Here is a 16,023-nt window from a genome sequence, read left to right as displayed (position 1 = left end):
TATAACTGAATGGGTACCCTATTCTGCAACCTCCAACATAAAACATCCGCAGCTTAACGTGCTGCGGATGCCCTGCAGAGAGTTGATCGGTGATTATCGTTGCAGGATTGTTATTCCTGCTTCAGTTCAGTCAAGCCCGAAGCTACTTTCGGTTCATTCATAACGAGAAATCATCTTTTCCACCATGGAATCAGCACTTCCCCTTGGAAAATAAGTCACATAGGATTCAAAAACTTTACCGTATTCTTCCTGATTGACGGCATAATATAAAAATCCATTGGAATAAGCCTGTAAAATCGTGGGCGTTGAATCGTGATTCCGTAATTTCTTTCCCAATACACTGTCTATCTCACAAGGCACGGTGACCATGCGAAATCCGCCAAATTCATAAATGAAGCAGTCCCCTTCATAGCGAAGCTCATCATGCGATAATTTCTCTTCGATATCATACAGAAAACAACCGGAAATCAGTTCATATTCCTTGGTCTGCTGATCTGTACCTTTTAGTTTTTCTGTCAGTTCTTTCTTTTTATCCCAGAGATAATCGCTTTCCTGAGGATGATAATGAATGGAATGCGTTATTTTCTTGATTTTCACTTCTTCTGTTTTTAATTCAATCGGATGATTGGGATAAATCAGCTGGGCGCCAATCCCTTCCCCATATCTTACGCATTCATTCCAGTCTACCCCTTTTTTTAAGAGCCGGGGACTGACGTCGCCGGCTTCCCCATTCATAATCATAACCGGAGTTCCATTGATTCCTTGAATGTAGCGGCGCATTACCCCAAAGAAATCACTCGTGAAATATCGGTTCTGGACGCCGATCAAAGACGGATGACAAGCCAGATTTAATAAACGAACAAGGGGAATTCCTGATTCTGTTTTGAAGGTCAAATCAAGACACTGATCAAAATATTCTTCTCCCGGACGATTTCGATTGTTATAATAACCTCTTATTTTATACTCATCCAGAAAGACGCGGGCCGGCTGTAAATGATTTCTTGCCAATTGAAAAGCACAGATCATTTGATCAGCAAGCCGATTCCAATATTCTTTGTCAGGCTTTTGATGATGATTCATTCCGTGAGAGGTGAGCGGACTGTTATGCGTATGGATGCAGCTTATACAGATTTGCTTGGCTTCTAAGCCGGTCGCCTTCGTGATTTTACTTTTACAGTAATCACAAAATTCTTTCTCGGCAATAATCATATCTAAAGTAAAGAACACGACAATCTGTCCCGATTCGATGACCAGCGTTTCCAACAATAAATCATCGCGCGCTCCCTGAGCGATGCGGGTTCCTTTTCCAGCCTGTTGTTTCTGAGCTTCTGTTTGATTGATCATGAATCGGTCTTCACTATACCCCTCCATCCATGTTGGAAAAAAGGGAGTGATGATATCCCGCGTATGACAAATTCTCATCTTCTTTTCACCACGCTTTCCCATTTGATTTTATGAATTTGGAATACCAGTCGAAGCTGTCTTTTTTAATTCGTTTTAAATCGCGGACTTCCGCATCCGTGGTATTCACAAAGACCAGTCCGTAACGCTTGGCCATTCCATTGCCTGTACTTAATAAATCGGTAAAGCTCCAAGGATTATAGGCGATGACTTCACAGCCGTCTTCGATTGCCAGCCCCACCTGAAAAATCTGATCCCTAAGAAAGTGAATGCGCTGCTGATCATGAACGCCGCCATCTTCCGCAATCTCTTCATGGGCGCCGTAGCCATTCTCGGTGATCATCATCGGCAAATGATAATGATCGTTGATATATCTCAACATATACCGCATCGCCACCGGATCAATCTCCCAATCCCAATCATTCGTTTGGACATAGGGGTTAGGCGCAAGCGCATAAATCCCAGGATAGACAGGATAAACGAATTCACCTTTTTTCCCGCTTTTGTTCAGCTGCAGCTCTTTTATTTCTGAATCCTTGTCTGCTGCCTTTGCTACGTTGCTGCGATAGCAGTTCAGCGCGATAAAATCAATCTCAGCCTGCTGAATCAATTCCATATCTTGGGGTCTGATATCGGGATCAATGCCGTATTCTTTCCAATAACGTCGAATAAATCCGTTGTATTCCCGAAAAACATAAAAATCGTTCCATACTTTTTGCGTCAATTCTTCAGCGTTCATCGCGGCAATCTGATCTGCCGGATTACAAGTTTCCGGATAAATCGGAACATAGCCGGGGACAGGTCCGATTTTGCCGTTGGGCACCATGCGATGACAGGCAATGACTGCTTTTGCATGGCAAAGATTCATAATATGATTGATTTTCCATTTTTCTTTGAACCAATCCGAACAGCCTTTTGATACACCCAGCCAATCTCCGTAAACAATCTGCATATTCTGTTCGTTCAGGGTGAGCCAATATTTAACCCGATCCCCAAAATTCTCAAAACAAACCTGACAGTAGTATTCAAACTCATCAATCACCCGCCGGTCTGACCATCCGCCTTTTTTTTCATCGACCCAGCAGGGCATATCATAATGATAAAGCGTTACGATGGGCGTAATGTGATTGGCGATTAAGGCATTGATTAAATGATTATAGAATTCGATTCCTTTGGGATTCACTCTGCGGCTTTCATCCGGAATAATTCTTGACCAGGCAATCGAAAATCGATAACTTGACAAGCCGCACTCAGCCATCAAGCTGACATCTTCCAGATAGTGATGATAATGATCCGCGGCTACGGAATTATCTGCATAAGGCTTTTTCGTTTGACTGTTCAAGTCGATGATGGCTGGAGTTCTGCCGTCTTCATTGACCGCTCCTTCGACTTGCCAGGCTGCTGAGCTTGCGCCCCACATAAAATTCTTTGGAAACCTTGGTTTTTCTTGATAGTTCATAATCCGTTCCTCCTTATGGTTGGATTCACTATAACAAAACCACGATGACCCAGGGGGGCAGAATTTGCTCCCTAAACTTTGATTCCATATTTTTGAATGTAGGTACTATAAAGCAAATCAAAGAAATACATTAATCCATATTTGCCGCAAACACTTTTTACATGGGTATAATCCTTACTGCCCAGATAAAATACTTCATCATAGTTTTCCATTATTTCCGGGGAACGGGAAGTTGTGATCAATAATTTATTCGCCTTGGTGGTTTTTATTATTTCATGAACAGAAGCCGCAAAATTACCGGAAGCTGATACCGTAACCAGAAGATCATTTTGTTGCATATCGGTGATGAACTCGTCATGAACTTTCCGTTCCGATAAAATTCTAATCAGCTTTCCGCTGAGAACCATGGGACGCTGAAACTCGGTCACCTCCATCAGCGTCGAATACGAAGAAAGAAAAATGATTTTTGAGCTTTCATATATTTTATCCGCAATCCGCGCAATGTTTTCCTTCACGGATAAACACTCGAATTCCCGAACCATTGCTTCCAGCTCATTCTGCATCCAGGATTCAAAATCCGGTTTCATTGCAAACTGAAGAAAATAATGATATTGATAATTAAAACGCTTGAATTCTTCCTTTAGATCTTTAAAATTATCATAGCCTAATCTTTGACAGAATCGTCTGACGCTGCTTCTTGAAACAAAGCATCGGTCAGCAACATCATAAATGTTTAATTCACCAAGCTTTGAATAGTTCTCAAGAAAGTATCTTGCTAAAATAAAATCCGGATGGTCCCTCTTACTGTCATTTAAAATAGAAAACAATGAATGAACCAAGTCAAGTCTATCTGCTGCCATAAGTTGCTCCTTTGAATCATTATAACAATGATCGAATTGACCATCAATATCGGATTCTCTGAACTTGCTTCATAGTCTAGCAGAATTTTTTTAATCCTTGGATTAATTGATGGGTTCGTTTCTAACGTTCTATGATTTATTAACATAAATATACATATTTATTATTTTTATGTTATGACCGAAAACAACCTTTTGAATTATACTTTTTCGGTATTAGATTCAGATTTCCTTTTTCTCTATTTTCTTAGTTATCTCGGAATTTAGATTATGCATTGTAGTACAAGGACACATTTTTGAAGGATTATTATTACCATTGCGAATATGCTCTTCAAACTTTCTCTGCGCCAGGCTAATGGAAGAAGAAATTATCGAACAGTTTTATTGAATTCAGATTTCTTTTCCCTTGTTTACAAATACGGTTCATTTAAACCTGTAAAACGTATCCGCTATGATTTTCTGCAGTTTTCTTTTATTATCATCTTGTTCAATAGAACTTTCCTATTGAGTAAAAAAAACCGAAAACTTTGTTATAAAGACTTCCGGTCTGCTTTAAATATGGTGTTCCCGAGGCGATTCGAACGCCCGACACCCGCCTTAGGAGATGGACCCAGTGCATATATTCCCTATCAACAGGGATAAAGAAAATGCAGTTATATCAAGGCTTTTCTCCATGTTCTCTATAAACCTTGTACAAGCAAAATCAAGCAAAAACAAAGGATTTTAGCCCCCTATTGTTTGCACTCTGTTTGCAAAGGCGCGAAATTTGGCGTTAGCCAAAAGTTCAATTCCCGTCGAGACTTAATTATATTCATGGTATCGTGGACATAGTTTACCATACATAGAGGTTCATTACAAGAGGTATTGAGCCAGTGAAAGTGCCTGTTTTATCTTTCTCAGGAAAGGTAAAGCAGGCACTTTTTTTCATATCTAAACTTAGAAAGAAATGAGGTGAAATCATGAATACACAGATTATTGCCATAGCCAACCAAAAAGGTGGTGTCGGCAAAACAACCACTTGTGCCAATCTTGGAATTGGTCTGGCGCAGTCCGGGAAGAAAGTCCTTCTGATTGACGGAGACCCACAGGGAAGCCTGACCATCAGCTTGGGCAATCCTCAGCCTGATAAGCTGCCCTTTACACTGTCAGACGCTATGGGCCGTATTTTGATGGATGAACCAATTCGTCCCGGCGAGGGTATCCTGCACCACCCTGAGGGCGTAGACCTGATGCCTGCGGACATCCAGCTATCTGGTATGGAGGTATCTCTGGTAAACGCTATGAGCCGAGAAACCATTCTGCGACAATATCTGGACACGCTGAAGGGGCAATACTCCCATATCCTTATTGATTGCCAGCCCTCCCTGGGTATGCTTACGGTCAATGCACTGGCTGCCGCTAATAGGGTTATAATCCCCGTCCAGGCAGAGTATCTTCCAGCTAAAGGTTTGGAGCAGCTTTTGCAAACTATCAATAAGGTTCGCAGACAAATCAATCCCAAGCTGCAAATTGATGGGATTCTGCTGACGATGGTAGACAGCCGAACCAATTTTGCCAAAGAAATCTCCGCTCTTCTGCGCGAAACCTATGGCAGTAAGATCAAGGTGTTTACATCAGAAATTCCTCATTCTGTCAGGGCTAAAGAAATCAGTGCTGAAGGAAAAAGCATTTATGCCCATGATCCTAATGGCAAAGTGGCTGAGGGCTACAAAAATCTGACGAAGGAGGTATTGAAACTTGAAAAGCAGCGCGAAAAAAATAGAGCTGGCCTCAGTAGATGACCTGTTTTCTACAGAAGAAAGTCGGCAAGACGAGCAACTGGAAAAAATTCAGGAAATTCCCCTATCTGAACTGCATCCGTTCAAGGATCACCCCTTCAAGGTCAAGGATGATGATGCAATGATAGAAACCGCAGACAGCATCAAAAAGTATGGTGTGTTGGTTCCTGCGATTGCCAGACCACTGCCTGATGGCGGTTATGAGCTGGTAGCCGGTCACAGACGCCGCAGAGCCAGCGAATTGGCCGGAAAAGAAACCATGCCTGTCATTGTGCGCGACTTGGATGACGATGCTGCCACAATTATTATGGTTGACAGCAATTTGCAGCGAGAAAATCTGCTCCCCAGTGAAAGGGCTTTTGCCTACAAAATGAAGCTGGAAGCCATTAAACATCAAGGAGCAAGAACAGACCTGACTTCTGTTCAAGTTGAACAGAAGTTGAGCGCCAGAGACCAGGTGGCAAAAGAAGCCGGTGAACGAAGCGGTATCCAGGTAATGCGATATGTTCGTTTGACTGAACTGATTCCAGAGCTTTTGGATATGGTGGATGAAAAGAAAATCGCATTTAACCCAGCCTATGAACTCTCTTTTTTGAAACCGGACGAACAGCAAATGCTGGTGGAAACAATGGACTATGAGCAGGCTACCCCTTCTCTCTCTCAGGCTCAGCGAATGAAAAAGTTCAGCCAGGAAGGGAAATTGTCAGAAGATGTGATGCTTGCCATCATGTCAGAGGAAAAAAAGGGTGATCTGGATAAAGTGACCTTGAGCAGCGATACCTTGCGAAAGTATTTCCCCAAAAGCTATACACCGGCCAAAATGCAGGAAACCATTATTAAACTGCTGGAACAATGGCAGAAAAAACGCCAACGAGATCAGGAACGATGAAGGGAGAGCCTATGAAAGATATTGCAGCAAGGGAACTGAAAGGCCACAACATTCTTGCAGTGGAGCGATTTTGGGACAGCACTTTCTGGATGATTGAGTTTACTGTCTTGCGCCCTACTGCTTATGGAGAACCTGGTGACGAAATGAGGCTTTTTCTCACAGAGGACGGGTATCAGTCAGCTCTGCAAAGCCAGCAGCGTCGAGAAATCAAAATTAAGAGATATGCCCATGTTATTGAGGGGCATATCCTCGACTTCAAGCCTAAAAAACACCGTCGTTCATAACCGATACAACGAAAGGAAAGGAATGAATATGTGTACTGTAAGAGAAATCCGAGAAGCTATTCAAGAAGATTGCCGCTCACAGCGTGATATGGAATCCACCGAGATTGATCGTGTTTTTCAAACCTTACCATTTTCTCAGGAAAGGGATCTGTTTGATAAACCACCAATGCCAAAACGCCCCTACCGACGCAAGAAAAAAAGATACAGACAGACCCTAACCGCTGCCACAATTCTTTTATGAATTGCGGCTTTTTTCATACCTGAGAAATGAAAGGAGTGAAGTAAATGGCTGTTTTTCGTGTAGAACGCACTGGCGATTACACGGTTATGAGCAATTTTCATCTAAAAGACAAACGACTTTCTTTGAAGGCAAAGGGTCTCTTGTCGCAGATGTTATCTCTGCCTGATGACTGGGATTATACGCTGTCAGGACTCAGCTATATCAATCGAGAAAGCAAAGATGCAATCCGCTCTGCTGTCAATGAGCTTGAAACAGCCGGATACATTCGGCGCAGACAGACAACTGATGCTTCTGGTAAATTCGCAGCCAATGAGTATACCATTTTTGAGCGTCCCATCGAGGGAGAACCGATGTTGGATAAGCCGTTGTCGGAAAACCCGATAACGGTAAACCCGTCAGCGGTAAATCCGTTACCGGAAAATCCAACACAATTAAATACTAAGAAATCAAATACCCAAAAACAAAATACTCATGGATCAAATACCGATTCCATTCCCTTCCGGGAAACAGCGGCGGTAATACCGCCGGAACGGAAAGGAAGGGATGCGATGTCTGTCACAGAGATAGAAAATTATCGGGAATTGATTTTGGAGAATATCGAGTATGATTGTCTGAAGCAGCGTTATCCTCTCTACCTGGATGACCTGAATGAGATCGTAGAGCTGTTGGTAGAAACGGTCTGTGCCAAACGAAAGACCACCCGGATCTCTGGTGCGGACTTTCCTCATGAAATTGTACGCTCCCGCTTTTTGAAGCTGGACAGCTCTCACATCGAGTTTGTCATGGACTGTCTGCAAAAGAACACCACCCAGGTACACAACATCAAGCAGTACCTGCTTGCAGTGCTGTTCAACGCTCCTACCACCATGAATAACCACTACACTTCACTGGTAAATCACGATATGCACGCAGGCGGCTGGTAATCAGCCGCTTTTGTATTACACCAAAGGAGGCACAGCATGAATCAGATTGAAATTTTCAATAGTCCAGAGTTCGGAAGCATTCGCACTTTGGAACAGAATGGCAAAGTATTATTTTGCGGTACAGATGTGGCAACAGCGCTGGGATATACCAATCCACGCAAAGCCGTCCGCGACCATACCAGGGGTGGAACGAAATGTTCCATAGGGGTCCAGACTGGGAAAAAGGCAGATGGAAGCCCCGCGGTACAAATGGTCGAAATGCTCTTTATCCCCGAAGGTGATCTATATCGTCTGATCGCCCATAGTAAACTGCCGTCAGCGGAACGGTTTGAACAATGGGTGTTTGATGAAGTTCTACCTGTCATTCGCAAGCACGGAGCCTATCTCACAAAAGAGAAGTTGTGGGAGATAGCCACTTCTCCGGAAGCTCTGATAAAGCTCTGCTCCGAGCTGCTTGCTGAGCGGGAAGAAAATGCGTCGCTACGAGAGGAAAATGCCCTGCTGGAGAGTAAGGCAGCCTTTTATGATTTGTTCATCGACCTCAATCACAGTACCAACCTCCGCACCACCGCCAAAGAGTTGCTTGTCCCGGAGCGTCGGTTTGTCCGTTTCCTTCTGGAAAAGCGTTTTGTGTACCGCACCGCATCCGGTAATGTACTGCCCTATGCAAAGCCAGCCAATGAAGGACTGTTTTGTGTCAAAGACTACTGCAATCACGGGCATATCGGCTCCTATACGCTGATAACCCCGCAAGGCAAACTCTACTTTGCTCAGCTGAAGGAACTCAGAAATTCGGTCTACAAAGTCGCCGTCTGGAGCAGGGCGGCGGTTTTGCTCAATATCACTGAGATAGCCATACGCTATTTTAAGATATTTTGCAGTGTCTCTCAGATTCTGTTTGAGTTCCTTTCGTCTTGTGCTGATAAAAGTTCCGAAAGTCATGACGGCTTGCCTCCTGTCTCCCAGGATGTTCGCAGCACTGCGAACATCCTGGTTTTATTATAAGACGGAACAGGTGTTCGGTTCAAGGCAAAAAAAGAAAAGCAGGGCGAGGTGTTAAATATCTTTAACACCTCGCCCCAATTCCTCAAATAAACACCCTTGCTACATTTCTCATCTGGTTTACACACTCTTGGGGGGAAAGAATCTTGATCTTCCCCATAAACTTAAATACCCATCCATAGAATGTGCCGCTTGGGTTTACTTTGATTGTTGCTATAAAACGATCCTTATCATAGGGTCTAACAGGGACATTCTCTCCGTAATGGTCAATGATAACACGCATAAGCTCGTTATCACACTGCAGCTCAACATCCAGTGTGCCCTCCGAGGCAAACATATCAATCATTGTGTTTGTGTATGCAGCCACATCAAAATTTTCAAGCTGAGCAAACTCTGTTGATAAGACCTCAACGCCTGCCAGACGATCTACACGGAAGTGGGCAACTCTGTTATGCTTATGTGAGTAGCCGATCAAGTAATAATGGTCATTTTTCCACTCCAGTGCATAAGGGTTCAGAAGATAGCGGTATCCGTCATGTTTCAGGATTTTTTCTTTTGTCTGAATGTATTCATAGTATTGGAATTCGATTTGACGATGCTCCAAGATAGCAGAATGAATACTGTCGATTATGTAGTAGACTTTTTCATTTCCTGGTTTCACGCGGCTGGATAAGCTGGCAAGCCCCTTGAGCTGTTCTGCCTGATGGATACTCGTCAAACATCCCAGCTTCTGTACCAGAGCCTCCGATTTCTTTGCAGAAATGATTTTGGAAGAAGCCACCGCATCCGCCAGCATTTTTAATTCCGGGTATTCAAAAAGCCTGTTTCCCATGAAATACTGATTTTGTGTGCTTTTAACTATCACAATATCAAACCCGGCTGTAATCAAAGCGTTCAAATCAGCATAGACCGTTTGGCGCACTGCCTGAATGCCTCGCTCTTTCAAGTAAGCAGTAATGTCTGTAACAGTAGCAGTATGGTTTTCATCTGTATGCTGATAAAGATAGCGAAGCATTTCAACAACTCTGATATTGCCTTGGCTTTGCATAGTTCCCACCTCCTTTGCTGGTATGATAAAAAGTCAGCGTCCTCCCGAGGCATATTTCCCCATGTTGATGTCCAGCACCCCTCTGGGCGGCTGGATCAGAGCATCCTCATATTGGCACTTCCACTGAATCTCCCGGTACATTTGGCCATCCGCCACGCCGTCTATACAACTGCGTGTTCATAAAAACATCTCAATCGAAATCCATCCAGACCAGGTGCTTTCCGCAGTGAAGGCATTGGAACAGATAGCATTGAAGATGTCCTCCGTTAATGGATTCCTGAATCATTTCTTTATGCTCATCGTCCCACATGGGGTCATCCAAAACTTCTTCAAGCACATCCAGCGCCCGTAGTTCGCTGGCTCCCACATTACCCAAATAGGCGCAATAGTCACCACAATGGGCGCGCCAGTATTCCTGCTGCCAACCAGAATAGCCAGGCGTGCGGTGGAGAAGTTCATCCAGCTTCTCTGGATCGTCTACACCATCATCCAAAGAACAATCATCCTGAAAGCTGCCGTTGTATTTCCGGGCAGCCTCACCGCTGGCAATGCACTCTGGGCACAAATACTCAATATCTTCCACGGTATAGAAGGGGGCGGTATAGTAAATATGAGTATTCTTGCCACAGCAATCACAAACCACACTCTCCTCAGACTGCTCAAAAGCCCCGGTATCCAAAGGGTCTGGATGATACCGGAAAGAAGGGAGACCAAGTTTGTCCCGCTTTTCCTTGTCTTTTTGTTTCTCCGCTTTGGTTTTAGGCTTGCGGAGGGCAAAGGAGTCTCCCCAGTCATCGGCATATTCTTTCATAATCGCCAGACGCCGGAAAATTTTTGGATTCGACCGATCTCCAATTTTAGAAAGCAATTCATAGGCACTTTTTTTGAAGTCCAATAGGTCATAAACATACACCAATACTTCTTTAGCCTGTGTATCTTCGCTCTGCTCTAATTCTTCTTTGAACGCATAAAGCGCACGAACACTATCCGCTTTCCCTTTTGTCTCTCGAAACTGTTTTTGGAGTTCAATATATTGCTTTAGGTATTCGTTCATAGACACATCCTCCTGCTCAATCCCACCAGAAGTACCAAACAGTGGACTGCCGCAGTACATCGGCCAAAGCACCAACGGTGGCTTCCTCCGGACCCTGGTCAATCACATCAGGGCAGAAGCCGTACAGCTCCACCGCCACATCTACAGCCTCTTTCTCGGAGACAGGAACCGGAAGCAAGAACTCCAGCTCATCATGAGTCATAACTGCGGGTACAGCGCCATACTGTTCAAACCAGTATTTTGCAACTGCCATTAACTCCGGCGTGTTAGGACATTCATTCCAGCCACCAAAGGGCAGATAGGCAAAAATCTCCCAAGGGTTCTTCACGGGGATTTTAGCCAGAATGAGAGGATAGGTCATATTATTATCGGAGTTCCAGTAGCTTGAAAAACGACGGTTATCATATCCGCCCTCCATCTCGCCAAGGATCTCCTCATCCCAGTCCATATCGTCATCCTCGGCTTCTTCCTTGCGCTGCCCAATCATTTCCTCCAGAACTGCTTTACTGTTCTTGATGGGGGCGGAGAGCATTTTCTTCCGGTATGCGGCAACTTTGTCCGGGTCGAAAGCATAGTCGTCCTCGCCATCGCTGTCCGGGTCAGAATTCATAATCAGGCATTCCCACAGGATTTCGTCATCCGCCTTAATCAGAACCGGCACAAAGCCCTCTTTGACACTTTCTCGTTTGGCATAGTTGTATGCCGACATGATGGGGTCATCATCCGTCATTGAGGGGAAATAGGTACATTCACAGTCCAGATATTCCATCATGGCTTTCGCAAGGTCTGAAGGCTCCAGAGTGGCCTCATCGAAACTCTGTCCCTGCCAGTTGACGAACCGCTTTTCCATGACTTTTGCCATAGCCTGATAATAGTTTTCATCAAATGGGATGAATAGATAGGCTTCATCCTGGAACTTATCGGAATAATATTGCTCTGAACCGAAATATTCCAAAGCATAGTTATCAATGTCGCTGGGGAAGTACGGGCTGTCCGCCTCGCCATAGTAATATCCAGCAAAGGCTGCGCCCTCCTTGTTGAACAGCGCCCCAAAGAGCTGTCCTTTCAGCTGGTCCCGGATAAAGCTACGCAGATCGGCGCGGCTCAGATCTGACATAAACGGCTGCACCTGCTCCCAGTACCGCTCCATAAATTCCGCGCTCATCAGATCATGCTCCATGCACCAGCGCAGATAGATTGCCATGTGGTTGTAGGCATTGATCTCATTCACCGGCAAGCCCTTTTCCTGAATGGATTCCAGGTGCCATGCGGCATCGTCCATATCGCCGGTGAATTCTTCCTCTGCAAGCGTTCCTCTGGTGATGGCATTCTGGCGGGTGGGATTAACCACAAAACTGATGCCTGCCATTTTTTTAAGCAGAGCGTCCGCATCATGCTCCATCTTATACTCCATCTCATTATGATAGAGCGGGATCACCTGATAGAAATTGACCTCCTCGCCGCTTGGCAAGGTGCAGACTTCGCCTCCGGTCCAAACAACATCCTGCGGACCCACCAGAAGTGCGCCGCAGAGTTTCGTGTTCTCCGCAAACGGCGATTGCTTGCCCATTGTGTGGCCAAAGCCCAGCCAGGTATCGTTGGAAATGGGCAGGCGGGCCAACACTTTCAAGAGGCCAATAGGCCAGTACCACCGCTCATCCTTCAGGGATTCCTCATCCAGTTTCCAATCCGACGGCAGAGCGATGGCCAGCTCTGCTCGCTCCAGCTTGTATTCCGCCAGTTCCTCCGGCACATTCATTCGGTGAGCACCCATGCCCATCGTCACCAGTGTGTAATAGTCCCGTTCCTCAGAGGGAGGAACAACGCAGATGTCCACATGGATGTCAGGGGAAACCAGCTCATGGAACACATTCTCAAACTCACCAAAGGTGTTTTTGATGTGCTGCTCTATCGCAGACATCTCATCCTCCGAATAAACCTCTGGCTCACTGTTTTTTCTTGAGGACCAGAAGGCATCCGCCTTCGTGCCGTCCGGGTTCAGGAAAATCTGAAAATATTGATCCTCTCCAGGCTGTTGATAGACAAGGCCAATGCGTCGCAGCTGATCCACAAACACACCTGTTAGAATGCCCTCTGGTTCTCCTTCAGGTGTGTGGGTCAGCCATTCACCGCTGTCCAGCCGTTCCTTTAGCTGCCACAGCCAGTCGGTTCCCATCTTGGAGAGTCCAGCTTCGTTCATACGGAAGGAAAGCTCCACAAGATGTTCCTTCACCGGGTATTGGAATTCACAGCAGGGGGAATTTTTCTTATAGCTATACCGCTCTGGGTGGAACAGCTCATAAAATTCGGCAAGTCCTGCTTCGTCCACCCGAATGCAGGCTATGGCGCATTGTTTATCATCCGCATCTTCGTCCAGTCCCCGCTGGAGCGTTTGATCAGCATCGGGATTGATCCAATGATATTCCATCTGCTCCAGGGTGGCTCCGGCTTTGATCTCTTTTTTTAAGGTCAGGAACTCATAATCTCCCGGTTCCAGTTTTAATCCTTGCTTGACGGCATCCAGCGCACCGGATTTATCGCCAAAATGCGCCCGCAGCTTGCCCAGATGGAGCCAGATCCAGGGGTAGTCCGGCTCCTCCTGAGCGCCCTGCTCCGCATATTCCAGTGCTTCTTCCAGCCTGCCGCAATACATCAACGCCACAGAATACCGGTAGTACCAGGTAGCGCAGCCCGTGGCGTTTTTCTCCGAATCCTTCATCCATTCCGCAGCGCGGTAGTAGTGGATGTAATCGTCCAGGTTAAGGCAGGCAAAGGCATACCAGAGGGCAATCTGCAAATCCTGGTGAGCCTGTTTTTCGCTGAATCGTCCTTCTTCTACGCCGCTTTTGATAAAATCCTCCAGCCAGCCGAGCATTTTCTCAAAGTAACCGGTGGTTCCTTCATCAAAGGATTCCAGTGTTTCAATATCCTCTGCCGAGAGCAGGGAGCCAGTTTCCTCATAAATATCAGGCTCCGGTTCTTTCTCGTCCAGCAGCGGCACACCGCCCACATCCCGCCGGAATGCGTGGAAGTGAGCATAGGGCAGGTCGCTTCCCTCAAAAAATGCCTGTGCCGCTGTTAGTACAGCGGGCAGATCCCAGGCGATAAAATCCAGATACCCGCAATATAGACCAGTGGCCCCACCCAGGAAGGTCACGGCTTCCTCTCCTGCATCCCGCAGGATGGCATCCCGCAGGTTATCCCGGAAATCCAGAATGGCTTTAACTCGTTCCTCACCGGTAAAACCGGACAGCGGGTACAGGAGGAATCCAGCGGCAATGCCATCCTTGTGGTACTCATCCACCATATCACTGCGGGCAGTCAGGTAGTCGTTGATGAGCACCGGCAGGCGGCAGTTTCCAGTATAGACATCCAGCCGCCAGTCAGCCTCCGGGTCCTCCACCGGTTTCAGTTCATAGGCAAGGTAGCTGTTTTCCAGGTAGTCGCTGCCATCCCGCCAGAGGGAGAGTCCCATGCTTTGCAGCAGCTCCGGCAGCTGGGAAAGGAGCTTGGCTGGTTCGTCTTTCGGCTGAGCATAAACATCAAACCCGGCAACAAAGGCGATAGCGGAAACTTCTCCGATAGTTTGATCCACCAGCATAGAGAGCGCCCACCAGACCTTGTCTGTGTCCTCTTTCAAGATCGGCGTCAGCTTTTCACAGCAAAGGACCAGACTTACCTGATGATCCTCTGTTTCCTCTGCCCACATCTGCACATCCTCAGCCCGAACTTCGATTTCTCCAGCCCGCAGCTCGAACCCCTCGCAGGGCTGTCGGCCTACCCAGATATTCCAATGCTCAAGCACCGATTCTGGGGCCTGCTTCTGGAAGTACACCAACGGGAACAGGCGGGAGCGAAGGCCCTCTGGACTGAGGATCAATTCATACTTTTCGCCACTGAAGCCCAGCTCAAAGGAAGTATCACGCAGGGCCGTTTTGAGTGCATTCCCGCATTTTTCAACCAGTTCTTCGCCGCGCTGGTGCGTTTCGTCAGTATCTATGATTTGACGCAGTTCTGCCTCAATCTGAGAAAAGGCTGCCCATGCTTCCTGCGTCCTTTCACGGAAGTTCTTTCCAAACCGGGGCAGGGACAAACGACGGCGGCAATCGTCTATGTACTCCTGGGTATCTTTGTCTCCAGGGCGGGCTTTCAGGGCCTTTTCAAAGTAACGCAGGGCGGGGCCTTCCTCATCCAGACAGTAATAGGCCAAAGCGATTCGGTAATTCCAGCAGTGATCTTCGGCAAAATACTCCTCATGGGGAGCCAGAAGTTCCAGCGCCTTTTCAAAAGGCTCCCGTTCTCCTATATGTGCAACGGCAATATATGCCTTGGCCAATTCGCTGTCCAGTTCCGGGGTGCGCTCCTCGGCAGGAATCGCTTCCATGGTGTCGATTACCTTCTGCGCTTCATCCTGTTCAAACCATTGCTGGCATTGTTTCAATAAATCCATATCATGATCTCCTTTTCCATCTTCGGTAGGGATAGGTTTCACTAATAAGCAGAGCTTGTAATTTCAAAGCTAAAATTCATATCTGCATTTATGGTGGCTTCTTCATTTGTGGCTGGTTGTATCACAAACTCAAATGTAGGTTCATAGTCCCCGTCCTGCAAGGTTTCTCCACCCAAAATCTCGATATGATACCAGCCATTTGCAAGCTCAATCATCGGCTTCTTATGCACTCTATAGTAAGAAATCAGATCTTTCACCTTTTCAGGCGTAAACTGTTCTAATATGGGCCATGTAAAAAGCATCAGCATATTATGATCTACTTTGAGGGAATAGCCACTTTTTCTAAGCTGCAATCGGTTTCTTTCTTTGCACAGCTCCGGTCTATCACCAGAGAGATTGAACAATATGGTATAGGGATAGTTTTCAATACCGGTCATTGGGATTACAATTCCTTCGGCAAATACCCTGTCGCCGCTTTCGTTTGTGGTAAACTCCATCGCTAAATCATCTGAAAGATGGTTTGCCTGCTTCCAGTTCCCCAGCAACAAAATGTCACCAAGGAGAAAATAATTAACAAGATCGTTTAATACTTCCGTAAACCTATATATCATCCATTATGCCTCCCTTACAATCCGGT

At 46.0% G+C, this 16,023-nt stretch carries 12 protein-coding genes; 5 read left to right on the top strand and 7 right to left on the bottom strand.

Features of this window, described 5'->3' with window-relative positions; all coding sequences use genetic code 11:
• Window positions 1–153: 153 nt before the first annotated feature.
• The 3 genes from BN162_RS13705 to BN162_RS13695 all read right to left on the bottom strand — a co-directional run bounded on the left by BN162_RS13705 (window position 154) and on the right by BN162_RS13695 (window position 3,720).
• Complete coding sequence (locus BN162_RS13705; RefSeq protein WP_020225678.1) at window positions 154–1,344, bottom strand: hypothetical protein; 1,191 nt, start codon at window positions 1,342–1,344, stop codon at window positions 154–156.
• An 85-nt stretch (window positions 1,345–1,429) separates the two neighbouring features.
• Window positions 1,430–2,860 carry a glycoside hydrolase family 1 protein gene (locus tag BN162_RS13700; protein ID WP_020225677.1) on the bottom strand — a complete coding sequence of 477 codons (1,431 nt, stop codon included), beginning with the start codon at window positions 2,858–2,860 and terminating at the stop codon, window positions 1,430–1,432.
• Window positions 2,861–2,931: 71 nt separating this feature from the next.
• Window positions 2,932–3,720, bottom strand: a complete 789-nt coding sequence (locus tag BN162_RS13695) for a MurR/RpiR family transcriptional regulator (RefSeq protein WP_020225676.1) — start codon at window positions 3,718–3,720, stop codon at window positions 2,932–2,934.
• 956 nt (window positions 3,721–4,676) lie between these two features.
• On the opposite strand from BN162_RS13695, the gene BN162_RS13690 reads away from it, so the two are divergent.
• The 5 genes from BN162_RS13690 (at window position 4,677) to BN162_RS13665 (ending at window position 8,837) form a co-directional block, all read left to right on the top strand.
• Window positions 4,677–5,498, top strand: a complete 822-nt coding sequence (locus BN162_RS13690; protein ID WP_002569249.1) for a ParA family protein — start codon at window positions 4,677–4,679, stop codon at window positions 5,496–5,498.
• A complete protein-coding gene (locus BN162_RS13685; RefSeq protein ID WP_006059569.1) occupies window positions 5,455–6,384 on the top strand; it encodes a ParB/RepB/Spo0J family partition protein in 930 nt (309 codons plus the stop codon). Before BN162_RS13690 ends, BN162_RS13685 begins: the two co-directional genes overlap by 44 nt.
• 11 nt (window positions 6,385–6,395) lie before the next feature.
• Window positions 6,396–6,668, top strand: coding sequence for a DUF5720 family protein (locus BN162_RS13680; protein ID WP_007862445.1), 273 nt, complete (start codon window positions 6,396–6,398; stop codon window positions 6,666–6,668).
• 285 nt (window positions 6,669–6,953) lie between these two features.
• Window positions 6,954–7,832, top strand: a complete 879-nt coding sequence (locus BN162_RS13670) for a DUF6017 domain-containing protein (protein WP_006059572.1) — start codon at window positions 6,954–6,956, stop codon at window positions 7,830–7,832.
• A 36-nt stretch (window positions 7,833–7,868) separates the two neighbouring features.
• Window positions 7,869–8,837, top strand: a complete 969-nt coding sequence (locus BN162_RS13665) for a BRO family protein (RefSeq protein WP_020225674.1) — start codon at window positions 7,869–7,871, stop codon at window positions 8,835–8,837.
• 82 nt (window positions 8,838–8,919) lie between these two features.
• On the opposite strand, the gene BN162_RS13660 is transcribed toward BN162_RS13665, so the two are convergent.
• The 4 genes from BN162_RS13660 to BN162_RS13645 form a co-directional block, all read right to left on the bottom strand.
• Complete coding sequence (locus BN162_RS13660) at window positions 8,920–9,882, bottom strand: helix-turn-helix transcriptional regulator (protein ID WP_020225673.1); 963 nt, start codon at window positions 9,880–9,882, stop codon at window positions 8,920–8,922.
• Window positions 9,883–10,072: 190 nt separating this feature from the next.
• The gene (locus BN162_RS13655; RefSeq protein ID WP_020225672.1) at window positions 10,073–10,936 is read right to left on the bottom strand and encodes a CbrC family protein; all 864 of its coding nucleotides are present in this window, start codon (window positions 10,934–10,936) and stop codon (window positions 10,073–10,075) included.
• Window positions 10,937–10,952: 16 nt separating this feature from the next.
• Window positions 10,953–15,428, bottom strand: a complete 4,476-nt coding sequence (locus BN162_RS13650) for a suppressor of fused domain protein (protein ID WP_040452131.1) — start codon at window positions 15,426–15,428, stop codon at window positions 10,953–10,955.
• Window positions 15,428–15,997: a hypothetical protein gene (locus BN162_RS13645; protein ID WP_020225670.1), complete on the bottom strand. Its 570-nt coding sequence runs from the start codon at window positions 15,995–15,997 to the stop codon at window positions 15,428–15,430. The genes BN162_RS13650 and BN162_RS13645 overlap by 1 nt, the downstream gene beginning before the upstream one ends.
• Window positions 15,998–16,023: the final 26 nt, after the last annotated feature.

Origin of the sequence: Holdemania massiliensis AP2 (assembly GCF_000327285.1) — a bacterium.
Classification (GTDB): Bacteria; Bacillota_I; Bacilli_A; order Erysipelotrichales; family Erysipelotrichaceae; genus Holdemania; species Holdemania massiliensis.
This window is presented reverse-complemented; position numbering and strand designations above follow the sequence as displayed.